The following is a 22,807-nucleotide window of genomic DNA, read 5'->3' as shown; positions in this document are numbered from 1 at the left end:
GTTTTCTTTTTCCGGCATCTATATTCCATATCGCTAAAACTTTCCTGTTTCATACTCCGCGCCCCCTTTCCCTTATTTTATCACATCTTTTATCATTTCGGGGGATTAAATCAGCGTTTCCTTAGAATAGGCCGGTGATTTTGCCGTTCTCGTCCACGTCGATCTTCTCGGCGGCGGGGACCTTGGGCAGGCCCGGCATGGTCATGATGTCCCCGGTCAGGGCCACCAGGAAGCCCGCCCCGGCGCTTACCTTCAGGTTCCGCACCGTAATGGTGAAGCCCTTGGGAGCCCCCAGCAGGGCCGGGTCGTCGGAAAAGCTGTACTGAGTCTTTGCCATGCAGACAGGGAGCTTGCCGAAGCCCAGAGCCTCCAGCTCCGCGAGCTGCTTCTTGGCGGCGGGGGTCAGGACGGCCCCGCCGGCGTGGTAGACCTTTTTCGCGATGGCGTTGATTTTGTTTTCAATCGTGTCCTCGGTATCATAGGCAAAGCGGAAGTCATTGGGCTCATCGCAGAGGCGCAGGACCTCTTCGGCAAGAAGCGTGCCGCCCTCGCCGCCCTTGGCCCAGACCTCGCTGAGGGCCGCGTTCACGCCCAGGGCCCGGCACTTGTCCTCCACCAGCTTCAGCTCGGCGGCGGTGTCCGTGGGGAAGGCGTTGATGGCAACGACACAGGGCAGGCCGTAGACGTTTTTGATGTTGTCCACATGCTGGAGGAGGTTGGGAAGCCCCTTCTCCAGGGCCTCCAGATTCTCGGCGTTCAGCTCCGCCTTGGGGACGCCGCCGTGGTTTTTCAGCGCCCGGACGGTAGCCACCACCACCACGGCGGAGGGCTTGAGCCCCGCCAGGCGGCACTTGATGTCCAGGAACTTCTCCGCCCCCAGGTCCGCGCCGAAGCCCGCCTCCGTGACGGCGTAGTCCGCCAGGCGCATGGCCAGCCGCGTGGCCATGACGGAGTTGCAGCCGTGGGCGATGTTGGCGAAGGGCCCGCCGTGGATAAAGGCGGGGGTGCCCTCCAGAGTCTGGATCAGGTTGGGCTTGAGGGCGTCCTTTAAGAGGGCCGCCATGGCCCCCTCGGCTTTCAGGTCGTGGGCGGTGACGGGCTTGCCGTCGCAGGTGTAGGCCACCACCATCCGGCCAAGGCGCTCTTTCAGGTCCAGAATGCCGCTGGAAAGGCACAGCACCGCCATAATCTCGCTGGCTACCGTGATGTCAAAGCCGTCCTCCCGGGGGACGCCCTGCATCCGGCCCCCCAGGCCGTCCACAATATTGCGAAGCTGCCGGTCGTTCATGTCCACGCAGCGCTTCCAGGTGATTTTCTTCACGTCGATTCCCAGGGGGTTCCCCTGCTGGATGTGGTTGTCCAGCATGGCGGCGCAGAGGTTGTTGGCCGCGCCGATGGCGTGGAAGTCCCCGGTGAAGTGGAGGTTGATGTCCTCCATGGGCACCACCTGGGCATAGCCTCCCCCGGCCGCGCCGCCCTTCACGCCGAAAACGGGGCCCAGGGAGGGCTCCCGCAGGGCCACCAGGACGCTCTTTCCCAGGCGGCGGAGGGCGTCGGCCAGGCCCACGGTGGTGGTGGTTTTCCCCTCCCCGGCGGGGGTGGGGTTGATGGCGGTGACGAGAATCAGCTTCCCGTCGCCCCGCCGGCTCTCCCGGAGGAGGCGGGGGTCCACCTTGGCCTTGTAGTTTCCATAGAGTTCCAGGTATTGGGGGTCCACCCCGGCGGCGGCGGCAATCTCCCCGATGGGGCGCATCTGGCAGGACTGGGCGATCTCAATGTCGGACGGAACGTGCATGGCGGGGCCCTCCTTTGTGAAATAAAAAGGTATGACTTATTTTAGACAGGAAGATGATATCATACTCAGAAGGGAAAGGGAAGTGGAAGATTTCACAAGGAAAAGGGATTGTTTTTCTTCGGATTCTATGTTATCGTTGACATAAGAAGCTGAAGGGCGGGACGGATAATTGAGATAAGGCAAGGGAGGGCGGACCATGGAGCTCAGCGTGAACGGACGGCAGCGGCGGGCCGCGCAGGCCGTGAAGAACGAACCCCGGGCGGAGAAGCAGCCCGCCGGAACGGGGGCGGCCCCCAAACGGACGGGAAGCGACAAGGCCGACTGGTCCCAGGCGGCGCTGGCCTTCCTCCGGGAGATGGACCGGCAGAGCATGGAGGAGGAGCGGAAGCGGCTGGAGGCCAAACGGCAGAAGAACGGGGAGCTGGAAATGCTCTCCAAGTCCCTGGACGTTATGGAGAAGTGCCGGAAGATCGCCTCCCGCATCATAAAGGGCGACAAGGTGCCGCCCCAGGACGAGCAGTTTTTGATGGAGGCTGACCCGGAGGGGTACAAGCTGGCCCTGGCCTGCCGGGTGCCCAAGGAGAAACCCAAGGAGTGGGAATCTGTTCTGGAGGAAGAGGAGGAGGACGGCTCCGGCGGAGAGACGGCGGATTCCACGGAGGCCGCGGAAACCGCCGGAGAAACCGCGGAGTGCTGAACAGAGAAAACGCCAAGGCGGCGGGGAAGCTTCCCCGCCGCCTTTTTGCCGCGTCAGCGGCGCTCGTGAATGAATTTTTCCAGCAGCCGGGAGACCTCCCGGATGTCGATGGGTTTGGCGACGTGGGCGTTCATGCCCGCGTCCAGGCATTTTTTGATGTCCTCCGAGAACGCGTCGGCGGTCATGGCAATGATGGGAATGTCTTTGTCGGGCCTGTCCAGCTTACGGATGGCCTCCGTGGCCTCGTAGCCCGTCATCACCGGCATCCGGAGGTCCATCAGCACCGCGTCGTAGAAGCCCACGGGGGACGCCTCGAACTTGTCCACGCAGATGCGGCCGTTTTCCGCCCAGTCCAGCTCCATCCCCAGGTCGGACAAAAGCTCGTTGGCAATCTCCCAGTTCAGGTCGTTGTCCTCCGCCAGGAGGATGTGGCGGCCGGTGAAGTCGGCGTATTTCTCCTCATGGAGCTGTTCGGCGGCGGCGCTGGCGTCGTTGATAAAGGGCTTGAGCCCATAGAAGAGGGTGGAGCGGAACAGGGGCTTGGAAATGAAGCCGGTGATGCCCGCCTGCTTGGCCTCCGACTCGATTTCGCTCCAGTCGTAGGCGGAGATCAGCATGATGGGAGTCTCGTCGCCGAAGCGGCGGCGGATCTCCTTGGCAGCGCTGATGCCGTCCATGTCCGGCAGCTTCCAGTCCAGGAGGATGATGTGGTAGTGGTCCCGGGCCTTGGCCCGCCGGTCCAGCATCTCCAGGGCGCCCTCCGCGTTCAAAGTCCAGTCGGCCTTCACGCCGATGGATTTCAGGGAGGCGGCGGTGCTCTCGCACAGCTGCCGGTCGTCGTCCACCACCAGGATGTTCCACTCGGGGAGGATCATCTCCTCCTCCGGGGTCTCGGCCCGCTGGAGGTCCAGGGTGACGTGGAACTCGCTGCCCTTGCCCAGCTCGCTTTCCACCTCGATGGTGCCGCCCATGGTGTCCACAATGTATTTCGTGATGGCCATGCCCAGGCCGGAGCCCTCGGTCCGGCGGACCCGGGCGCTGTCCTCCCGGACGAAGGACTCGAAGATCTTGGCCTTGAACTCCGGGGTCATGCCGATGCCGTTGTCCTTGACCACGATGTGGGTCCGGACGTAGCCCTCTCCCTTGGGAGATTCCTCCTCGTAGAGGGAGACCTGGATGAGTCCGCCATCGGGGGTGAATTTCAGGGCGTTGCCCAGGATGTTTAGAAGGACCTGGTTCAGCCGCACGCTGTCGCAGCAGACATTCTCCGTGGAGATGTCGTGGATGAACACGTCAAACTGCTGGTGCTTGGAGCGGACCTGGGGCTGGACGATGCTGACGATGCTGTCCATCACCTCCCGGAGGGAGATCTGGTCCATGTTCAGCGTCAGCTTGCCGCTTTCGATTTTGCTCATGTCCAGCACGTCGTTGATAAGGCCCAGGAGGTGGCGGCTGGAGAGGGTGATTTTTTTCAGGCAGTTTTGCACCTGCTGCTTGTCGTCAATGTTGGCGGTGGCGATGGCCGTCATGCCCACAATGGCGTTCATGGGGGTCCGGATGTCGTGGGACATGTTGGAGAGGAATTCGCTCTTGGCTTTGTTGGCGTGGACGGCCTCCTTCCGGGCGGCCTCCAGCTCCACCATCTGCTCCCGGAGAAGCCGGAAATACTGCCAGAACACCAGCAGCAGGGCCAGCAGCACCACGGCGCAGCCCAGGAAAACCAGGTACAGCCAGGCGTGGCTGAGGTCGCTGACGGCCTGGTCCAGCTCGCCGTAGGGCAGCACCGTCACCAGGTACCACTCGGAGTAGGGCAGCTTGTTGCACTGCAGGTGCCGCCGCTCGCTGCCGAAGACCATGAGGGCGGAGTAATCCTCGCCTTTATCCATGGCGGCCTCCAGCTCCCGGATGTACTGCTCCCCGCTTTCCCCCTGCTCCTCGAAGAGGGCCTGGATGCGGTTGAAGTAGTTTTCCCGGAAGGCGTCGCCGCTGCGGATGACGAAGGACCCGTCCCGGCGGATGATGTGGGAATAGACCAGGGAGTTCTCGCTGTACAGGGAGAGGGTGTCGGCGATGTAGTCGGCGGGGAGGCTGGCCACCAGGGCGGTGGAGGTCGTCCCGTCCGCCATCAGGTATTCGGCGGAGACGCCCAGGAGCACGTCCTTCTGCCCTGTGGCAATGGAGGCCACGGCCACCTTTTTGTCCCCGTTGTTCATGGAGGCCAGGAAGGAGTCCGGGTCCGCCAGGACGGGCTCGTCGCCGTAGATCATGTCGAACGCGCCGGTGGGAGAGTAGAAGGCCAGGGCCGCGAAGTCCCGGGCCTTGGCGTTGCGGGCCAGCTCCGCCCGCAGGGAGGAGGGGGAGGCGCTGTCCGGGGGAATGCTCCCCACCAGGGAGTCCACCTGGGACAAACGCAGCTCGATGGTGGTGGCGAAGTGCTGGGTGACCTTTTCCCCCATGCCGGTCATGTAGGTGGTGCCCACGGCGCTGATGGTCTCGGCGCTTTTCCGGCTCATGAAAAAGGCCAGGAAGGAGAAGATGCACACCGTCAGCAGGAGAATCAGCGCCAGGCTGACGGTGAGGAAGCGGGTGGCGCTGTTGAGAAGCTTTTTCATCCCGCGCTCTCTTTCTGGAAGGCTTCAATGGCGGCTGCGGTCTGGCTGTAATCCGCCCGCACCTCCTCCGCCAGAGCGTCGGACTCCGGCGTGTAGCCGTTCCGCAGAGATTCGCAGAGGCGGCTGCTGGACGCCTGGAGCTTGTCGATGCTCAGGTTCTGGCACACGCCTTTGATGGTGTGGGCGGCCCGGAAGGCCTCCTCGTAATTCTTCTCCTCCAAAGAGCGGCAGAGGAGCTCATAGCTGCCGTCGCTCAAAAATTTCAAAACGAATTTCTGGACCAGCCGTTCGCTGCGCAGGCGGCCGATGGCGTCGTCATAGTTGCCGCCCATGGCGGCGTAGCACTCCTGTAAGGTCATGTGGATGCTCCTCCTTTATTTTAAAACGTCTTCCCCCGGGTCCTGCCCGTCCTCGATGGGGGAGATGACGGAGAGGGTGTCGCGCATGGACTCGTCATAAAAACGGTACTGGCCCCGTCCGCCCCGCTTGACGGTGTAGAGGGCCGCGTCCGCCGCGTGGAACAGGGCGTCGTAGCCGCCGGGGACCGTGGCCGTCAGGGCCGCGCCCATGCTGACGGAGAGGGGGAACTGCTCAAACCGGCCGCAGAGAGACTGGAAGATGCGGGAGAGAACGGCGTCCACGTCATCCTTATACTCCAAGAAAATGAGGAACTCGTCCCCGCCCACCCGGGCGGCGATGTCGCCGCCCCGGATGCACTGGCGGAGCTTCTCCGCCAGGTGGACCAGCACCTGGTCCCCGAAGGAGTGGCCGTAGGTGTCGTTGGCGGACTTGAAGTGGTCCAGGTCGAAGATGACCAAGGCGTAGGACGCGGTGGGGCGGGTCTCAATGCGCTCGAGGATGCGCTTTTTGGCGTAGGCGTGGTTTAAAAGGCCGGTGAGGGCGTCGTGGGAGGCCATGCGCTCCAGGGCGTTCAGCTTCATCCGGGAGTCGTGGATGTCGATGGCCTTTCCGATGGCGCCGGTATAGCGGGGGGGCTCGTCGCTGGACCAGGTGGCCCGGGCCACAATCTGGGTCCAGCGCCAGGCGCCCTTGTAGTTCAGCTTGCAGTCGTAGGTCACCACCGGCAGGTCCGGGCTGGTGCTGCGCAGGGCGTCGGCGAGGTTTTGGGTATCTGCGGGATCCATGACGTTCATCGTGTCCGGCTGGTGGAAGGGGTCCATGATGATTTCCTCCAGCCCCAGGTGCTCCGCGCCCCAGTTGGAAAGGGTGATCATGGGCGGGGAGACGGTGAACTCGAATTGGATCTCCTTGCTCATGTCGGCGAAGAAGCTGTACTTCATCCGCTCGTGCTCCAGAAGCTGAAGGGTCCGCTCGGAGGCGGTGAGCTCCTCATGGCGGCGGATCTCCTGGGCCACGTTGCGCATCTCCCGGCGGTCCCGCTGGGCCACGGAGTTGCTGCCGCTCATCAGCGCGGGCAGATCCGGGGACAGCTCCCGCAGGCAGTCCAGCAGCAGGGGGTTGAAGGCGCCGCACTGGCCCGCCAGAATCATGTCCACCGCTTTCTCGTGGGAGAAGGAATCCTTATAGCACCGCTTGGAGGTCAGGGCGTCGTACACGTCCGCCAGGGCCACAATCTGGGCGGCAATGGGAATCTCGTCTCCCAGGAGCCCGTCGGGATAGCCCCGGCCGTCCCAGCGCTCGTGATGCCAGCGGCAGATGTCGTAGGCCACCTTCACCAGCGGGTCGTCCTGGTGGATGGGGAGGTTTTCCAGCATTTCCGCCCCGGCCATGGAGTGGGTTTTCATGACGGCGAATTCCTCGTCGGTGAAGCGGCCGGGCTTGTTGAGGATCTTTTCGTCGATGGAGATCTTTCCAATGTCGTGCAGGGCCGAGGCCGTGCAGATCATGGAGATGTCCGAGGGGGAGAGCTGGTAGCGCTCCGTCTTCTGGACCAGGTGGTTCAGCATCAGCTCCGTCAGGGTGCGGACGTTGAGGACGTGGAGGCCGCTTTCGCCGTTTCGGAACTCCACGATGTGGCTGAGGATGTCGATGAGCAGGCTGCTGCGCTGCTCGTTTTCATAAATTTGATCCGCCACCATGTTGGCCAGGCGCTTTTGCTTGGCGTAAAGCATGATGGTATTGACCACCCGGCGGTGGACGATCAGCGCGTCGAAGGGCCGGGAAATAAAATCGGTGACGCCCAGCTCATAGGCCCGCTCAATGTGGCTGGAGCCGGTCTCGGCGGAGATCATGATGACGGGGATGTCCTCGATCCAATGGTTTTGGGCCATGACCTCCAGGACGCCGAAGCCGTCCATCTGAGGCATGACGATGTCCAGGAGAACCAGGGAAATTTCACTCCCCCGCTGCTGGAGCAGGCCCACGCCCTGCAGTCCGTCCTCGGCCTCGATGATCTCATACTCGTCGTCCAGCATGTCGGCCAGGATGGCGCGGTTGAGCTCCGAGTCGTCCACGATCAAAATTTTCTGCTTTTGTTCCGTACTCAAAAGGGATCACTTCCTTGTCCTCGGGTTCCTGTCCGCCGGCGGCGGATCCCCCTAAAAGAAGGGGACATAAAACAGCCATGTTACAATATGCTGATTCTACCACAGAAAATTGAAAATAGCAAGAACGAACCGAGGGGAACCAAGGGGAAAGAAACGTACTTGCCCCGTCATTTTGACACTTCTATTATTTGGAAGCAAACCGGCGTTTTCTACAAATAATGACAAAAAAGAGGCAAAAAATTGTCAGAGCCGTCAAGGGACGCCAAAGGGGGCGCAACAAAGGCGGGGATTTTTGGAGAAGGCGGCAAAACTAGAGAAAATCGTTGAGATTTTGTTAAAAATGGAAGATGTGCCCGGCAAAAAAGTACTTGATTTTTTTGGGAGAATAGTTCATAATGAGGGTTGCCTGTTAAAGCAGGCGGAAATTAGTGTTGCAAAACGCACATGTAAAATGGAGAAACGACATGGGCCGGGCGGAATGAAACGGCGTTCCGCCGAATAGGATGGAGGGCCATTTATACGAACCGGAAAACGCGCGCCTTGGCGACAACCCGCGCGTTTGTCTTGCCCGGAGGAAAGGGGCGGGTTCGGGCCGTTTTTCCAAAAACGGGATATGACTGGAGGGTGAGACCACATGGATTTCCTGTCGAGCAACTCCTCTTTGATGCTGGAAAAGTCCCTGGGCTACCTGTGGGCGAAACAAAGCGCCATCGCGGACAACGTTTCCAACGCGGAAACGCCCGGCTACCGGGAGAAAATCGTTACGTTTGAGGAGAGCCTGAAAAGCAAGCTGCTTCAGGCTTCCCGGGGGGCCGCTCCGGTGAAGTCGATGCGCGAAGTGCTGGAGGGGAGCTCCTTCCGCGTGACGGAGCAGGCGGTTCAGACCCGGATGGACGACAACGGCGTCAACGTTACCGCCCAAATGTCGGAGGCCATCCGCAACGCCTATCAGATGCGCTATGTAATGAGCTCCATCAACTCGGGACTGACCACGCTGCGCACCGCCATCCGGGGCCAGTGAGGAAACGGCGGCGATCCGGGCGGGAGTTCCCGCCGGATGCTTTTTCGCTTCACATTGCTGAATAAGGACTGCCGGAAGGCAGAGCAAACGATTACGGGACCGGATTCTCCGGCCCCGCACAGGACTGCCGGGACACGCCCGGCGGGGAATGGAACAGCAGAGGAGAATTTGACCTATGGCATTTTTGAGTTCGATGAACATTGTGGCCTCCGGCATGACGGCCCAGCAGCTGCGGCTGGACATCGTGGGGGAGAACGTGACCAACTCCACCACCACCCGGGTGGAAGAGGGCGAAGGGGCCTACCGGAGGAAGATGGTGGTTTTCGAGGCCGAAACCGGCCGGGACGGCTTCCGCCGGGCCATGGCCCGGGCCTCCTCCGGCATGGTGCCGAACAACCAGGTTCCCGGCGGCGTGCGGGTGGCCCAGATTGTGGAGGACCCGTCCCCCATGAAGCTGGTCTATGACCCCACCCACCCCGACGCCAACGAGGACGGGTATGTGGAAATGCCCAATGTGGACATGGTAAAGGAAATCGCCGACGCCATGGCCGCCACCCAGGCCTTCAGCTCCAACGTCACCATGTTCAACACCATGAAAACCGTGGTGACGGACGCGCTCCAGATCGGCAAGTGACGGTGAGGGGCCGCAGAGAGTTTTAGAGAGGAGATGGTTCCCGTTATGCTGACGCCGATGGAAAAGCTGACCCCGCTGGCTCCGCTGAACGCGGGTAAAGAACAAAAAGGCAAGGACGCTTCCTCCTCCGTGGAGGGGAGCATTTTCGGCACGATTTTCCGCTCCGCCATTGACAATGTCAAAGAGACGGACGCGGAAGCGAGAGAAGCGCAATATCTGCTGGCCACCGGCCAGCTGGACAATCCCGCTATGGCGATGATCGCCGGCACGAAAAGCGCGATGGCAGTTGATTTTTTGATTCAGCTCCGGAACAAGGCCCAGGACGCCTATTCCGAGCTGACCAGAATGAGCCTGTAAGCGCGGCCGGCGGGCGGGGGAGTCCCCCGTGCTGCCCGGCCCCCAGGACCAGGGCAGCATAAATCATGTCTATACATGTCTACAGGACGCCGCGGCGCGGCGGAGAGAAGGAGGTGACAGCGGTTGAACGACGTGAAGGAAAAGGCCAGGGCGTTTCTGAGCAAGACGGGGGAACGCCTGAAAAAAGTATCGAAAAAGGTATGGCTCGTCATCGCCGCTGTACTGGTGGCCCTGATTGTGGTCGCCGCCATCGCTTTGACGCTGAACAAGCAGGATTACGCCGTGCTGGTCACCCAGGTGAGTGACGACGAGGCGTCCAAGATCCTGACCTTCCTGAGCGAGCAGGGCGTCACGAATTACCGGGTGGAGGACGGGAACACCGTCATGGTCCCCGCCGGGCAGGAGGCGGCGCTGAAGGCCCGCATCCTCATGGCGAACCTGAACCAGACCGGAAACTACTACATGGAGAACATGAACGCGTTCTCCACCAATGAGGAACGGGTATACGCCAAGCTCCAGGATTTGCAGGACAGCATGGCGGCCACCATCCGCAACTTCCCCGACGTGATGGACGCGGACGTGTTCATTACACCGGGAGAGAACCGGGCCTACATACTGGACAGCGGCAACGTGGTGGAGGCCACGGCCGCCGTCAGCGTCACCATGGTGGAGGGCAAGATGCTCACCGACGGGCAGGCGGAGGCCATCCGGGATCTGCTGGCTCACGGCGTGCAGGGGCTCAAAATCGAGTCCGTCAGCATTTCAGACAAGCTGGGCAACGTCTATTTGACGGAGGACGCCTTGAACGGCGAGGTCTCGGCGCTGAAGATGCAGCTCCAGCAGGCTATGGAAAACCGCATCCGCACCCAGGTCATGAACGTGCTGAGCCCCTTCTTCGGAGAGGACAACGTCCGGGTGGGCGTCACCTGCGAGGTGGAAGTGGACCGCACCACCGAGGTGCGGAACGAGACCATCCTCCCCGAGTACGCCCAGAACGGGTCCACCAACGGAGAGGGCATCAAGGGCTCCGAGCGGGACGAGGCCTGGATTTCCCGCCCCGGCGACGGCACCGTCGACGGCGTGGTGGGCACGGAGGTCAACAGCGACCTGCGGGAGACCGTGGAGGCCGGAATGACCGTCCGGGACGACGACACGGGGCTCTACGTCAGTAAACAGACGGACTGGGACAACACCCACAGCACCATCAACATCGACAACAACGGGGCGGTCAAAATGACCGACTGCTCCGTGGCGGTCTCCATCAACGCCCGGGCGGCGGAAGACTTCAACGTGGAGAGCATCCGCCAGCATACGGCCCGGGCCGCGGGCATCGCGGGAGAGGTCGACCCCGTCACCGGCGAGGAAATCCTGGACGGCAAGATCTCCGTGGTGGCCATGAACTTCTTCGATCCCAATCAGGGCATCGCGCCCGGAGTGACGCCTCCCGCGCCGGCGGTACCCGTGTGGGTGCTGATTGCGGCGGGTGTCGGGCTGCTGCTGTTTATCATTCTGCTGACCGTCATTCTCCTGCTGCGCAGAAAGAACCGGAAGAAGCGCGAGGAAGAGGAGGCCCGCCAGCGGGAAGAGGCGGAAGCCCTTATGCGGGCGGCCGGCCTGGGCCTGGACGGCGAGATTCCCGGGACCGGCGCCGACGTGATGGACCTGGAGATGGAGCGGAGCATGGAGCTGCGCAAGGACATTCGCCAGTTCGTCAGCGACAACCCGGAGATTGCGGCCCAGATGATCAAGGTTTGGCTGAAAGGGGGCGACGGCAATGGCTGAGACGGCAGTGGCGGCCGCCCCCCAGGCGGCAAAGCAGGTGGAGCTGTCCACCGCCCAGAAGGCGGCGGCGGTCATCATCGCCCTGGGAGCCGAGAAGGCGTCTCTCGTCTATAAGTACATGGAGGACGAGGAGGTCGAGCAGCTCACCCTGGAGGTGGCCCGCCTGGGCGTGCTGAGCACCCAGCAGACGGAGGACGTTCTCAACGAGTTCTACCAGCTGTGCCTGACCAACAAGGCCGTCACCGAGGGCGGCTTGGAATACGCCAGGGCCGTCCTGGAGAAGGCCTATGGCGAGCAGGCGGCGGCGGAGCTCCTGGGCAAGGTCACCAAGAGCCTGAAAAACCGGGAATTCGCCTTCATGGACAAGGCGGACGTCAAGTCCCTGTTCTCCGCCCTGCGGGGCGAACGGCCCCAGACCATCGCCCTGGTCCTCTCCTATGTGGACGCGGACAAGGCGGCGGGCGTGGTGGCCCAGCTGGAGGAGAAAAAGCAGATCCAGGTGGTGGAGAGCATCGCCAAGCTGGACAGCGTCTCCCCGGCGGCCATCAAGATTGTGGAGGCGGAAATGCACAACCGGTTCTCCAACATTATGACGGATACCAACATCAAGGTCGGCGGCATAGACTATGTGGCCGACGTGATGAACAACCTGGACCGGACCAGCGAGAAAAACATCTTCGACGGCCTGTCCGACCCGGACCTGGCGGACGAGATCCGCAAGCGGATGTTCGTCTTCGAGGACATCATCACCATGGACGACCGCTCCGTGCAGCGCTTTGTCCGGGACTGCGATCCCAGGGACCTGGTGCTGGCCCTCAAGGCCGCCAACACGGAGGTTGCCAACAAACTGTTTGCAAACATGTCCTCCCGCATGGCCCAGAGCATCAAGGACGATTTGGAAATTACATCCAACGTCCGCATGAAGGACGTGGAAGAGGCCCAGCAGCGCATCGTCGGCATCATCCGCGGACTGGAGGAGAAGGGTGAAATCATCATCCTGAAGGGCGGAAAGGACGATATCATTGCCTAGTATTTGGAAATCCATCATGCGTCCCAAGGCCGAGCCCTACCAGTTCCCCAAGGCGGAGGAGCTGGTTTTGGAGGAGGAAACGGCCGCCGGGGTTCCGCCGCCCCCCCTTGAGGAGGAGGACGGCGAGGCGCCGCCGGCGGTGGACGTCCGGGTGGGCGAAGAGGCGGAAGCCCCGGAGCCCGAACCGGAACCGGAGCCCGAACCGGACCCGGTGAGCTTCGCCCAAATCCAGGCGGAGCAGATCATCGCGGACGCGCACCGCCGGGCTGAGGCGATTTTGGACCAGGCCCGGCTGGAAGCGGAGATCAAGGCCCAGGAGCTTTTCGAGTCCTCCCGCCAGAGCGGCCTGGAGGCCGGACGGGCGGAGGGATTGGCCCAGGGGGCCACACAGGCCCTTCAAGAGGGCCAGCGTGCCCAGCAGAGGCAGGCCGAGGAGCTGGCCGCGGACTTTGACAAATTCCTGGAGCGGGCCGGAACCGCCCTGGACCGCCAGATGGAAGACAACGTAGACGAGCTGCGGGACCTTGCCATCGCCATTGCGGAAAAGGTGGTCTGCGTCAGCCTGAAAAGCAGCAGCGAGGTCATCTGCCGGATGATTCAAACCGCCATCGACAAGCGGAAGCGCCGGGAGTGGGCCCATATCTATATCGCGGAATGCGACGCCAAGCACCTTTCCAAGGTCCCCGCCTCTTTGATGAACGCCCTCTCGGCCCTCTCGGACCGGGTGCGCATCATTCCCATGGCGGACGACGAGGCGGGCACCTGCATCATCGAAACCCCGGATGAAATTGTGGACGCCAGCGCCGCCACACAGATGAACAACATCCGAACCCTGCTGTCCGACGCCGGGCCCGTTGAAGAGGGCGTCAGCTTCGGCAACCTGAATTTCAGCGGCGGCGTGTAGAAGGAGTATGTATGTTCCGGCAAATGATCCGTCAGGTCTACAACGCGGAGACCTACAGCCTGACCGGGAAAATTGAGAATATTGTCGGAATGTCCATTGAGGCCAGCGGCGGCCGGGCGGCCGTCGGCGACATCTGCCGGATCTACAACGGCGATTCCGGCGGGCAGGTCACCGCCGAGGTGGTGGGCTTCAAGAACGACCACATTCTGCTGATGCCCTATTCCGACATGGCGGGCATCTCGGCGGGCAACTTCGTCCGAAACACCGGGCGGCAGCTGACGCTGCGGGTGGGGGAGTTCCTCCGGGGCCGCATCATCAACGCTATGGGCCAGCCCATAGACGGCAAGCCCCCCTTCGAGGGCGGCGACGCCTACTGCGTGGGCGGTTCCTATATCAATCCCCTCCGCCGCCCCCCCATCCGGGAGCGGATGGAGTTTGGAGTTAAAGCCATAGACGGCATGATTACCATAGGCAAGGGCCAGCGCATCGGCATCTTCGCGGGCTCCGGCGTGGGAAAATCCACGCTGATGGGCATGATCGCGAAAAATGTCAAGGCGGACATCAACGTCATCGCCCTGGTGGGCGAACGGGGGCGCGAGGTTCTGGAATTCGTCCAGAAGGACCTGGGCGAGGAGGGCATGCGCCGCTCCGTATTGGTGGTGGCAACCTCCGACCAGCCCGCCATGTTGCGGATGAAGTGCCCCAGCGTGGCCACGGGCATCGCTGAGTACTTCCGGGACCAGGGCTACGACGTCCTTCTTATGATGGACTCCCTGACCCGGTTCGCCATGGCCCAGCGGGAAATTGGCCTTGCCATCGGCGAACCGCCGGTGAGCCGGGGCTACACCCCTTCCATGTATGCGGAAATGCCCAAGCTCCTGGAGCGAAGCGGCAATTTCGATAAAGGCTCCATCACCGGCGTGTACACCGTGCTGGTGGAGGGAGACGACACCAACGAGCCCATCGCGGACACGGTCCGGGGCATCCTGGACGGGCACATCGTCCTCTCCCGGGCCCTAGCCAACAGCAACCACTATCCGGCCATCGACGTCTCCGCCAGCATTTCCCGGCTGATGGTGGAAATCGTGGACCAGGAGCACCGGCAGCTGGCTTCCCGGCTGCGGGATATCCTGAGCACCTACGAAAAGAACCAGGACCTGGTGGCCATCGGCGCCTATAAGCCGGGAACCAACCGGAACCTGGACTACGCCCTGAGCAAAATCGACGCGGTGAACGCCTTTTTGACCCAGGACATCAACGAGGCCTTCAGCTATAGCCAGTGCATCGAAAAGCTGAAACAAATCCTGAACTAACCGAACCAAAGGAGAACACGCGGTGAAGAAATTCAAGTTCGCTTTGGATACCGTCCTTTCTTACAAGGAACAGGTCTTGGGCGTGCTCCAGGGGGAGCATGCCGAGGCCGTGGCCCGGGTCCGGGCCCAGGAGGAGCTGCTGGAAAAGCTCTGGCGGGAGTACCGGGACTGCAACGAGGACTACCGGGACCGGGCGCTGGAGGGCATGCCGGTGACGGAGGCGCTGATGTATCAAAGCGCCCTCCGGGCCGCCGAGCAGGAGATTCAGCGGGAGACGAAACGGCTGGAAGAGCTGGAGGCCGAGGCGGAGAAGCGCCGGGAGGCCATGGTGGAGGCGAAAAAGGAGACTTCCTCCATCGAAAAGCTCAAGGAGAAGAAGCTGGAGGCCTATCACAAGGAGGAGGCCAAAAGCGAGGAGCTGTTTATCGAGGAGTTCGTCAGCTCCACCCGGGCCCACGCGGCCTCGTAACTTGGTTCCACGCGGCGCGGGAGCGCCGTTTGGAAATAGATACTCTATATGAATGAGGAGGTGAACAAGCGTATGGAACAATTGATGAGCACCTTGCTGGCAAACACTCAGCTTCCCCAGGCGGCCCCGCCGGCGAAGAAGGGAGAGTCCTCCGCCCAGAAGGACGGCTTCCAGAAGCTGCTGGAGCAAAAGCAGACGGACGCGCCGCAGCCCGCGAAGCCGGAGAAGGCGGAGACTCCGCAAAAACCCCAGGAGGCCCAGGACGCGGAAAAGCTCCAGGAAACGGAGACTCCGGTTCAGGCCGGACCCAAGGGCCAAAAGGAGCTGGAGGATCAAATGGCCCTGGCGGCCATGGCGATGCTGCAAAATCCGGTGGTGCCTGTGGAGCAGGCCCTGACGCCGGAGGTCCAGGCGGAGGCCGCCGCGGACGAAATCGCCCCTCTGGCGGCGGAGACGCTTCTGACCCCGGAGGTACGCGGCCTGGTCCAGGAGGCGGAACAGCCCGTACTGGAAGCCCCCATGGAGGAGGGCGAGGCCCCGGCGGCGGACCAGAAGGTCCTGGCGGAGGAGCTTCCCCAGACCATCAAGACCCCGGAAGCCTCTCAGGAGGCGGAGGGCCGGACCGTGGAAATCAAGGTGGAGACCGGCAAGGACGAAGTCCGGGAGACGGAAGCCTCCGACACGGAGGAGGGCCCCGAATTCCAGGGCATGGAGACCGAGGCCCCCGTTTTTGAGGACGTGAAAGCCGTCCCGGTAAAGGTGGGCGAGGCCCCCAAGGCCGCGGAAACCCAGGAGCCCGTGGAAAAGCAGATCGTGCCCAAGCTGGCGGAAGCCCTGCAAAACGGCGAGACCCGTGTGGAAATCCAGCTGACCCCGGAGAACCTGGGCAAGGTTACCGTGGAGATGACCTGGAGCAAGGACGGCGGCCTGGTGGTCCAGCTGCACGCCGAGAACCGGGAAACCCAGAATCTGCTGTCCAAGAACACGGCGGGTCTGGAGCAGCTGCTCGGCCGGGAGGCCCAGCAGGAGGTCCGGGTGGAAGTCCCCCGTCAGGAGGAGAGCCAGCGGCAGGATCTCTATGAGCAGCAGCAGGAGCAGCACCGGCAAAGACAGCAGGAGCAGCGCCGCAAGCAGACGAGCGGCGAGGATTTCCTCCAGCAGCTCCGGCTGGGACTGATCCCCCTGGACGGGGAATAAGCGCGGAAAGGGAGTGAATCAATGAGCGATTTTATGAGCGATATCGGAAGCCTGTACGGAACCCATAAAGTGGGCGACACGGAAATCACCATCAAGAAAAAAGGCAGCAACATGGACCTGGACATGATGGATTTCATCACCTTGATGATTACCCAAATGACGAACCAGGGCATCGACGACAGCATGGATACCTCGGAAATGCTGAACCAAATGGTGCAGATGCAGATGATCCAGTCCATGGTCAACATGACCGACGCCGTAACGATGAACTACGCCGCGTCCCTGGTGGGCAAGGAAGTCACCGTGGGCAAACTCGAGGAAGGAAAGCTCCAGGAGGTAGTCGGCACCGTTACCGCCACCGGCACGATGGATGGACAGCCCGTGATTTTCATCGACGACAAGTACTACTACCTCAGCGATATTATGGCCGTCGGACGGCTGCCGGAGCCCCCGGAGGAAGAGGACGACGACAAGGTGGACGGCGATAAGCCCACCGACCCCACCAAACCCGGTGAAACCGAAAAACCGGATGAAACCGATAAGCCCACCGACCCCACCAAACCCGGTGAAACCGAAAAACCGGATGAAACCGATAAGCCCACCGAGCCCGTACAGCCCGGCGGCGGAACGGAGTCCCCGGACAATGGGGAGAACGGCGCACCCACAGAAGGCGAAGGCTGAGGTGATCCTTCCATGATCGAACGCGTAGCTAGACAGAGCCAAATCCAGCAGATACCGGACGCAGGGAAGCGGACGGCTGCGGGCGGCTTCGCCATGGCTTTGCAGGCGGAGCTGACCAGGGCCGGACAGGACGTCCAATTCTCCAAGCATGCCATGAGCCGGGCAGAGGAGCGGGGCATCGAAATCACCCCGGACCTCATCGACCAGATCAAAGGCAGCATGGTGCGGGCCCAGGCCAAGGGCGCGACGAACATCCTGGCTATGGACACCGAAAAGGCCTTCATTATCAATGTCCCCCATGGGCGGGTCATCACGGCCATCACCCAGGACGAAATGAAGGACAGCGTATTCACCAATATCGACGGCGCCGTGTTCCTGTAACAACAGATGGCAGGACCGGACGTTCGGAGGCCATTGGGTTCCGTCCGACTGACGGGGCCCAGGCGGCGCCAAGGATTCGAAAGGAGTTCAATTTCCCTATGACCGGATCAATGTACGCATCCATTGCGGGTCTTCGGACCCACATGCAAAAGCTCTCCGTAATCGGCAACAACGTTGCCAACGTCAACACCGAAGGATACAAAAAGCAAAGAACCGTCTTCCGGGACAGCGTGTACAGCATGTACACCAGCGGAAGCAACGGCACCGAAGTGATAGGCGGCATCAACCCCTCCCAGATCGGCTACGGCTCCAGAGTGGGCAGCATCGATCTGAATATGTCCTCCACCAGCTATAACCCCGGCAGCCCCATGGACTGCGCCCTGACCGGCGACGGCTTCTTCCTGGTGGGCGACAAAGAGGTGGCCAAGTCCATTGACGGCACGGACCCCAACAGCCTCAAGTCCCTGACCCTCACCCGGGTGGGTGACTTCCAGTTCAAGGCCGACGGCTACCTCTGCGACGGCAACGGAAACCCGGTCTACGGCTTCCTGGTCACCGGCATGGAAGACGGCAAGCCCGTTGTCAGCGACCAGCTGGTCCCCATCCGCAAGCCCCGCTGGGAGAAGGTTCCCACTACCAAAATCGAGGAGGACGATGACGGTAACGAAATCGCGGTGCCCGATTACAAATATGAAATCCGTTATCCCACCGACATCGTGGACCAGGGCGAAAACGCCGGCGACACGGTGGTGAAGGGCCCCCTGACGGATACCGTGAAGCCCCAGGATAAGTCCAACCGGGTCGACGCCTCTACAGGTGAAGCAACCGACGATGAGTCCAAAATGAAGGATCTGGACCTGGCCGAGTTCTCCAGCATCAGCATTGACAAAGGCAGCGGAGCCATCACCGGCTACAGCCGGGAGGGAAACGAGCCGGTCATCATCGGATATCTGGCCATCGGCAGCGTCTCCAACCCCAACGGCGTCACCCACGTGGGCGACTCCTACTACCAGTGCCAGGAGGGCGCGGGCGATCTGCGGGTCTGCATGCTGGGCGGCAAACAGAAGGAACTGGGCATCACGAACGTCAACAGCTATATGTGCCAAGCGCTCAATGAGGACGGCACCCCGGCGGAAGACGGAAATCCCGTTTACCCCGCGGGCACCGCGATTCTCGGCACCGGCGGCACCAAGATGATGACAGGCTTCCTGGAGGGGCCCAACGTAGACCTGGCCGAGGAGATTTCCGCCCTGATCACCACCCAGCGCGGCTATCAGGCCAACACCCGCATCATCACCGTCACCGACTCCATGCTGGAAGAGCTGGTGAACATGAAGCGCTGATAGCGGCTTCTTTTAAGCTTTGACCACCGAGCGGAACGCTTATCAAACGGCTGAATAAAAACAGTTGCCCGCCGGGGCCTCCGGCCCCGGCGGGGCATGAAAGGGCGGTCTTTATGATCCTTTTGACAAAGAGAAATCACGACAAGTTTTTGTTAAACCACCAGCAGATTGAACACATCGAGTGCATCCCCGAGTCCAAAATCACCATGATGAACCACGACTACTACCTGGTGCGGGAGAGCGTGGAGGAGATCATCCATAAAATCGCGGAGTACAACGCCAAGGTCCAGGATATCCACCGCGAGATCGCGGTATCGGACAAGCGTTGATGGAATATAGATAAAATTCACAGGCAGGGCCCGGCGCCCGGCCGAGGGAGCGAGGCATTTCTTCATGAATATAAACTATATCATCGGCATTGTCGGCGCGTTCGGCGTGTTCTTGCTGGGCTGCGTCATGGGCATCAACATCGGCCCCAAAGCGGCGGGAAAGCCCCCGATTACGTTCGAGCTGGCCAACCTCTGGAACTTCTTCGACGCGGCCTCTATCTTCATCACCATCGGGTGTACGATCTTCATTGTGGTCGCCAGCTTCCCCGGGTCCATGCTCAAGGCCATGCCCAAGCACTTCAAGATCATCTTGAACAACAAAATGTTTGACCCCAAGGGGTACATTGACCAGCTGGTGGAGCTGGCCCAGATCGCCCGTAAGAACGGCCTTTTGTCCCTGGAGGAGAAGGCCAACGAGCAGACCGACCCCTTCTTCAAGCAGGCGATTATGCTCATCGTGGATGCCAACGACCAGGATAAGGTCCGGGGCATTTTGGAAAACGACATCGAGTGCATGTCCGCCCGGCATGAGGACGCCGCCGCGCTGTACGACAAGGCGTCCAGCGTGGCCCCGGCCTTCGGCATGGTGGGTACGCTGGTGGGCCTGATTAACATGCTGATGTCCATGAACCTCAGCGGCGACGGCGGAGCCGACTCCCTGGGCACCAGCATGGGCACCGCCATGATCACCACGCTGTACGGCTGCTTGCTGGCCCACGTGATTTTTGGCCCTGTGGCCCAGCTTCTCCGGGGGCGGGACAGCGAGGAGGTCCTCTGCAAGCAGATCATCGTGGAGGGCGTCATGGCCATCCAGGCCGGCGAGAACCCCAAGTCCCTGCGGGAGCGGCTTCTGACCTACATGTCCCAGAAGCAGCGCGAAATGGGCGGCGAGGGCGCCGGAGGCGGCGAGGCGAAATGACAGGCCGAAAGGTAAGGTGAGACGGCAATGGCAATTAAAAAGAAAAAAAGCGGCGGCGGCGGCGCGAACTGGATGGACACCTACGGCGACATGGTGACGCTGCTGCTGTGCTTCTTCGTGCTGTTGTATTCTATGTCCACCATCAGCGAGGACAACTGGAAGGCCATCGTCCAGAGCTTCAACCCCAGCGCGGTTCCTGACCAAAGGGCCACCATCGAGGGCGTGCCGGGACCCAGCGCCGACGACGGCGAATCCGGCGTGGCTCCCACCCAGGAGGAGATGGAGGAGATGCAGGAGAAGGTGGATCAGGACATGGAGGAGCTCCTTGAGCAGATCCAGCAGTTTGTCCAGCAGCAAAACCTCCAGGACGCGGTGACGGTGAGCCAGAACGGCGGAAAAATCTTCATCACGTTCAGCCAGTCCGTCTTCTTTGCCGGGGAAAGCGCGGTGATCCGCAAGGAGGCATATCCCATCCTGGACGGGGTCAGCGATATGCTCAGCAGCGTGGCCGGATCTCTGGACGAGGTCCGGGTCCAGGGCCACACGGCCCGGGCCGGGCAGGGGCCCAACAATGTGGTGAACGACCGCACGCTCTCCAGCAACCGGGCGGCCAATGTCATTATTTACATTCAGGAGCACAGCGTCGTCCCCCCCAGCTGCCTGGTCAGCGAGGGCTTCGGCGAGTGGCGCCCCGTGGCGGCCAACGATACCGCCGAGAACCGGGCGAAGAACCGCCGGGTGGAAATGATCGTCAGCGGCCGGGATATCGAGGCCGAGATGGAAGAACAGGGCGGCATCCAGCAGTATATCGTGATGACGTCATGACAGGGCCACCGGCGGCCGTTCGCCGGAATCCAGGTAGAATAGGGGGGATGATATGGCAGACGTATTATCGCAAGCGCAAATTGACGCTTTGCTGAACGCGGTCCGGAGCGGAGAAAAGGATTCGGAGCCGTCCGCTGAAAAGCAGGAAAAGAAATATCAGAAATACGACTTCAGCAGTCCCCGCAAATTTACCAAAGACCGCATTAAAATGCTTAACGGCATTTTTGACAACTATTCCCGGGTGATCAGCTCCCGGCTGAACGCCCGCCTGCGCTCCACCTGCGAAGTTACGGTGGAGAGCATCGAGGAACAGCGCTATTTCGAGTTTTCCAACGCCCTGACGGAAGGCGACGTGCTGGGCATGATCGACGTGGAGCTGAAAGGACAGATTCAGGAGACCCCGGCCATGCTCTTTATCTCCACCAGCACGGCCCTGAGCATGATGGACCGGATGCTGGGCGGCGAGGGCGCCGTGGACGACGAGCTGCAAGACGACTACAGCTACACGGACCTGGAGCTGAAGCTTTACGAGGATCTGGCCGGAGACACAGTGAAGGTGATGGATCGGAGCTGGGAGAATTACGTGCCGATCCACTTCAACTACAGCCGCACCGAGGTCAACCCCACGCTGAACCAGGTCATCGGCCTGGACGAGACGGTGGTGATTGTGGACTTGAAGCTCCAGTTCCCCAACATGGCGGGCCGGATGAGCGTGTGCCTGCCGGGAGAGGTCCTGACCAACGTGTTCGCGGAAATCAGCCGGGAGAGCCCCCTGCGCCGGACGGCGGCGGAAGACAAGTCCGACGAGATTTTCGACAAGCTGCGGGACTCCAAGCTGGAGATTATCGCGGAGCTGGCAAGCGCCCAGCTCTCCCTCAGCGACATCTACCACTTAAACGTGGGCGACGTCATCGACCTTGGGCAGCCCAAGGAATCCCCGATCTATCTGGAGATTGGCGGCTATCACTGGTTCACCGGAAAGATGGGTACCCATAAGAAAAACATGGCTGTGAAAATAGATGAAGTATGCTATCAGCTTGAGCAAAGGAGCGAGTAGACGGAATGGAGAAAAAATTATTTAGCCCGATGGAGATAGACGCCCTCGGGGAAATGATGAATATCAGCCTTGGCTCCTCTGCCACCGCGGTATCCAACCTTTTGGAGCACAGAGTCGATATTACGACGCCCAAGGTCACGGCCATCCAGACGGCGGAGTTTGCCCTGGGCAACCTGGAGCCCGCCATGGGCATCGAAATCAAATACGTGGAGGGCCTGGCGGGCAGCAACATCATGCTGCTCAAGCGCAGCGACATCAAGGTCATTGTGGACATCCTCATGGGCGGGGAAACGCCGGACGAGGAGTTTGAGCTCAACGAGCTGACCATCAGCGCCGTCTGCGAGGTCATGAACCAGATGATGGGCGCGGCCGCTACGGCCATGAGCGACTTTTTGGGCTACCAGGTGGACATTTCCACCCCCCAGCCCTTCGAGCTGGAGGACCTGACCGCCTTTAAAGAGAACCATCTGCCCCAGGGGGCGGAGACCATTGTCATCGTCCGCTTCTCCCTCAAAATCGAAGGAGCCCTGGAAAGCGAGTTCATGAACGTCATGAGCGTGGAGCTGGCCAAGGAGCTTTTGAAGGGCCTGGGCCTGGGCGGCGATGAGGAAGAGGAGGCCGCCCCCGAACCGGCCCCCGCGCCCGCCCCGGCTCCCGCGGCGGAGCCTGCTTCCTCCGGCGGAAAGATGAGCCAGGAGGAGATCGAGGCCATGCTGGCGGGGATGGGCGGTGGCGAACCCGCTCCCGCGCCGGAACCGGAGCCCGCCTCCGGCAAGAAGATGAGCCAGGAGGAAATCGAGGCCATGCTGGCGGGCGTGGGCGGCGGAGAACCCGCTCCCGCGCCGGAGCCGGAGCCCGCCTCCAACAAGAAGATGAGCCAGGAGGAGATCGAGGCCATGCTGTCCGGCATGGGCGGCGGCGAACCCGCTCCCGCGCCTGCCCCGGCTCCCGCGCCTCAGCCCGCCCCGGCGGCCCAGCCGGCTCCCGCGGCTC

23 protein-coding genes are annotated in these 22,807 nt (G+C 61.6%); 19 read left to right on the top strand and 4 right to left on the bottom strand.

Going from position 1 to position 22,807, the window contains the following annotated elements; all coding sequences use genetic code 11:
• Positions 1–121: 121 nt before the first annotated feature.
• Positions 122–1,795, bottom strand: coding sequence for a formate--tetrahydrofolate ligase (locus tag Q1M04_RS14590; RefSeq protein ID WP_297997662.1), 1,674 nt, complete (start codon positions 1,793–1,795; stop codon positions 122–124).
• A gap of 196 nt (positions 1,796–1,991) precedes the next feature.
• Between Q1M04_RS14590 and Q1M04_RS14585 the strand changes: the two genes are divergently transcribed.
• Positions 1,992–2,492, top strand: coding sequence for a hypothetical protein (locus Q1M04_RS14585; RefSeq protein WP_297293665.1), 501 nt, complete (start codon positions 1,992–1,994; stop codon positions 2,490–2,492).
• 53 nt (positions 2,493–2,545) lie between these two features.
• Here the strand turns inward: Q1M04_RS14585 and Q1M04_RS14580 are convergent, their stop codons facing one another.
• The 3 genes from Q1M04_RS14580 to Q1M04_RS14570 are packed head-to-tail and all read right to left on the bottom strand — an operon-like array spanning position 2,546 to position 7,572.
• The gene (locus tag Q1M04_RS14580; protein WP_297997665.1) at positions 2,546–5,104 is read right to left on the bottom strand and encodes a hybrid sensor histidine kinase/response regulator; all 2,559 of its coding nucleotides are present in this window, start codon (positions 5,102–5,104) and stop codon (positions 2,546–2,548) included.
• The gene (locus tag Q1M04_RS14575) at positions 5,101–5,463 is read right to left on the bottom strand and encodes an Hpt domain-containing protein (protein ID WP_293279871.1); all 363 of its coding nucleotides are present in this window, start codon (positions 5,461–5,463) and stop codon (positions 5,101–5,103) included. Before Q1M04_RS14575 ends, Q1M04_RS14580 begins: the two co-directional genes overlap by 4 nt.
• A 15-nt stretch (positions 5,464–5,478) precedes the next feature.
• Positions 5,479–7,572 (bottom strand): diguanylate cyclase, encoded by a 2,094-nt coding sequence (locus Q1M04_RS14570; RefSeq protein WP_295756059.1) that lies wholly within the window; start codon positions 7,570–7,572, stop codon positions 5,479–5,481.
• A gap of 292 nt (positions 7,573–7,864) precedes the next feature.
• On the opposite strand from Q1M04_RS14570, the gene Q1M04_RS14565 reads away from it, so the two are divergent.
• The 18 genes from Q1M04_RS14565 to Q1M04_RS14480 all read left to right on the top strand — a co-directional run.
• A complete protein-coding gene (locus Q1M04_RS14565) occupies positions 7,865–8,074 on the top strand; it encodes a hypothetical protein (RefSeq protein ID WP_297997668.1) in 210 nt (69 codons plus the stop codon).
• Between the two features lie 132 nt (positions 8,075–8,206).
• The gene (locus Q1M04_RS14560) at positions 8,207–8,593 is read left to right on the top strand and encodes a flagellar biosynthesis protein FlgB (protein WP_293279873.1); all 387 of its coding nucleotides are present in this window, start codon (positions 8,207–8,209) and stop codon (positions 8,591–8,593) included.
• A gap of 175 nt (positions 8,594–8,768) precedes the next feature.
• On the top strand, positions 8,769–9,227 hold the full coding sequence (gene flgC / locus Q1M04_RS14555) for a flagellar basal body rod protein FlgC (protein ID WP_293279874.1): 459 nt from the start codon (positions 8,769–8,771) through the stop codon (positions 9,225–9,227).
• A 45-nt stretch (positions 9,228–9,272) separates the two neighbouring features.
• Positions 9,273–9,584, top strand: coding sequence for a flagellar hook-basal body complex protein FliE (locus Q1M04_RS14550; protein WP_293279875.1), 312 nt, complete (start codon positions 9,273–9,275; stop codon positions 9,582–9,584).
• A 132-nt stretch (positions 9,585–9,716) separates the two neighbouring features.
• Positions 9,717–11,366: a flagellar M-ring protein FliF C-terminal domain-containing protein gene (locus tag Q1M04_RS14545; RefSeq protein WP_297997778.1), complete on the top strand. Its 1,650-nt coding sequence runs from the start codon at positions 9,717–9,719 to the stop codon at positions 11,364–11,366.
• Positions 11,359–12,396 (top strand): flagellar motor switch protein FliG, encoded by a 1,038-nt coding sequence (gene fliG, locus Q1M04_RS14540; protein WP_295756067.1) that lies wholly within the window; start codon positions 11,359–11,361, stop codon positions 12,394–12,396. The genes Q1M04_RS14545 and fliG overlap by 8 nt, the downstream gene beginning before the upstream one ends.
• Entirely contained in the window at positions 12,389–13,300 is a 912-nt protein-coding gene (locus tag Q1M04_RS14535) for a FliH/SctL family protein (RefSeq protein WP_297997671.1), read from the top strand. The genes fliG and Q1M04_RS14535 overlap by 8 nt, the downstream gene beginning before the upstream one ends.
• A gap of 11 nt (positions 13,301–13,311) precedes the next feature.
• The gene (gene fliI / locus Q1M04_RS14530; RefSeq protein WP_293278996.1) at positions 13,312–14,613 is read left to right on the top strand and encodes a flagellar protein export ATPase FliI; all 1,302 of its coding nucleotides are present in this window, start codon (positions 13,312–13,314) and stop codon (positions 14,611–14,613) included.
• 22 nt (positions 14,614–14,635) lie between these two features.
• Positions 14,636–15,082, top strand: a complete 447-nt coding sequence (gene fliJ, locus Q1M04_RS14525; RefSeq protein WP_293278995.1) for a flagellar export protein FliJ — start codon at positions 14,636–14,638, stop codon at positions 15,080–15,082.
• A gap of 72 nt (positions 15,083–15,154) precedes the next feature.
• The gene (locus Q1M04_RS14520; protein WP_297997674.1) at positions 15,155–16,279 is read left to right on the top strand and encodes a flagellar hook-length control protein FliK; all 1,125 of its coding nucleotides are present in this window, start codon (positions 15,155–15,157) and stop codon (positions 16,277–16,279) included.
• Positions 16,280–16,300: 21 nt separating this feature from the next.
• On the top strand, positions 16,301–16,960 hold the full coding sequence (locus Q1M04_RS14515; RefSeq protein WP_300345955.1) for a flagellar hook assembly protein FlgD: 660 nt from the start codon (positions 16,301–16,303) through the stop codon (positions 16,958–16,960).
• A gap of 12 nt (positions 16,961–16,972) precedes the next feature.
• Positions 16,973–17,341 (top strand): TIGR02530 family flagellar biosynthesis protein, encoded by a 369-nt coding sequence (locus tag Q1M04_RS14510; RefSeq protein ID WP_293278990.1) that lies wholly within the window; start codon positions 16,973–16,975, stop codon positions 17,339–17,341.
• Between the two features lie 98 nt (positions 17,342–17,439).
• Positions 17,440–18,684: a flagellar hook-basal body complex protein gene (locus Q1M04_RS14505; protein WP_297997678.1), complete on the top strand. Its 1,245-nt coding sequence runs from the start codon at positions 17,440–17,442 to the stop codon at positions 18,682–18,684.
• A 113-nt stretch (positions 18,685–18,797) separates the two neighbouring features.
• Positions 18,798–19,013 (top strand): flagellar FlbD family protein, encoded by a 216-nt coding sequence (locus Q1M04_RS14500; RefSeq protein ID WP_293278988.1) that lies wholly within the window; start codon positions 18,798–18,800, stop codon positions 19,011–19,013.
• Positions 19,014–19,077: 64 nt separating this feature from the next.
• On the top strand, positions 19,078–19,932 hold the full coding sequence (locus tag Q1M04_RS14495) for a motility protein A (protein ID WP_297997682.1): 855 nt from the start codon (positions 19,078–19,080) through the stop codon (positions 19,930–19,932).
• Positions 19,933–19,959: 27 nt separating this feature from the next.
• A complete protein-coding gene (locus tag Q1M04_RS14490; RefSeq protein WP_297997683.1) occupies positions 19,960–20,757 on the top strand; it encodes a flagellar motor protein MotB in 798 nt (265 codons plus the stop codon).
• A 52-nt stretch (positions 20,758–20,809) separates the two neighbouring features.
• Positions 20,810–21,814 carry a flagellar motor switch protein FliM gene (fliM, locus tag Q1M04_RS14485; RefSeq protein WP_293278985.1) on the top strand — a complete coding sequence of 335 codons (1,005 nt, stop codon included), beginning with the start codon at positions 20,810–20,812 and terminating at the stop codon, positions 21,812–21,814.
• Positions 21,815–21,819: 5 nt separating this feature from the next.
• Positions 21,820–22,807 (top strand): chemotaxis protein CheC (locus Q1M04_RS14480; RefSeq protein WP_300448436.1); only part of this gene is annotated, 988 nt, incomplete at its 3' end.

Source organism: uncultured Oscillibacter sp. (assembly GCF_950073225.1).
Lineage (GTDB): Bacteria > Bacillota > Clostridia > Oscillospirales > Oscillospiraceae > Oscillibacter.
This window is presented reverse-complemented; position numbering and strand designations above follow the sequence as displayed.

Bases quoted from the DNA above. Each gene is read 5' to 3' on its own strand.
- Q1M04_RS14510 (WP_293278990.1), top strand. From the start codon at position 16,973: ATGATCGAACGCGTAGCTAGACAGAGCCAAATCCAGCAGATACCGGAC.
- Q1M04_RS14495 (WP_297997682.1), top strand. From the start codon at position 19,078: ATGAATATAAACTATATCATCGGCATTGTCGGCGCGTTCGGCGTGTTC.
- Q1M04_RS14590 (WP_297997662.1), bottom strand. From the start codon at position 1,795: ATGCACGTTCCGTCCGACATTGAGATCGCCCAGTCCTGCCAGATGCGC.
- Q1M04_RS14575 (WP_293279871.1), bottom strand. From the start codon at position 5,463: ATGACCTTACAGGAGTGCTACGCCGCCATGGGCGGCAACTATGACGAC.
- Q1M04_RS14585 (WP_297293665.1), top strand. From the start codon at position 1,992: ATGGAGCTCAGCGTGAACGGACGGCAGCGGCGGGCCGCGCAGGCCGTG.
- fliG (WP_295756067.1), top strand. From the start codon at position 11,359: ATGGCTGAGACGGCAGTGGCGGCCGCCCCCCAGGCGGCAAAGCAGGTG.
- Q1M04_RS14520 (WP_297997674.1), top strand. From the start codon at position 15,155: ATGGAACAATTGATGAGCACCTTGCTGGCAAACACTCAGCTTCCCCAG.
- Q1M04_RS14560 (WP_293279873.1), top strand. From the start codon at position 8,207: ATGGATTTCCTGTCGAGCAACTCCTCTTTGATGCTGGAAAAGTCCCTG.
- fliM (WP_293278985.1), top strand. From the start codon at position 20,810: ATGGCAGACGTATTATCGCAAGCGCAAATTGACGCTTTGCTGAACGCG.
- fliI (WP_293278996.1), top strand. From the start codon at position 13,312: ATGTTCCGGCAAATGATCCGTCAGGTCTACAACGCGGAGACCTACAGC.
- Q1M04_RS14490 (WP_297997683.1), top strand. From the start codon at position 19,960: ATGGCAATTAAAAAGAAAAAAAGCGGCGGCGGCGGCGCGAACTGGATG.
- Q1M04_RS14515 (WP_300345955.1), top strand. From the start codon at position 16,301: ATGAGCGATTTTATGAGCGATATCGGAAGCCTGTACGGAACCCATAAA.
- Q1M04_RS14550 (WP_293279875.1), top strand. From the start codon at position 9,273: ATGCTGACGCCGATGGAAAAGCTGACCCCGCTGGCTCCGCTGAACGCG.
- Q1M04_RS14500 (WP_293278988.1), top strand. From the start codon at position 18,798: ATGATCCTTTTGACAAAGAGAAATCACGACAAGTTTTTGTTAAACCAC.
- Q1M04_RS14505 (WP_297997678.1), top strand. From the start codon at position 17,440: ATGACCGGATCAATGTACGCATCCATTGCGGGTCTTCGGACCCACATG.
- flgC (WP_293279874.1), top strand. From the start codon at position 8,769: ATGGCATTTTTGAGTTCGATGAACATTGTGGCCTCCGGCATGACGGCC.
- Q1M04_RS14580 (WP_297997665.1), bottom strand. From the start codon at position 5,104: ATGAAAAAGCTTCTCAACAGCGCCACCCGCTTCCTCACCGTCAGCCTG.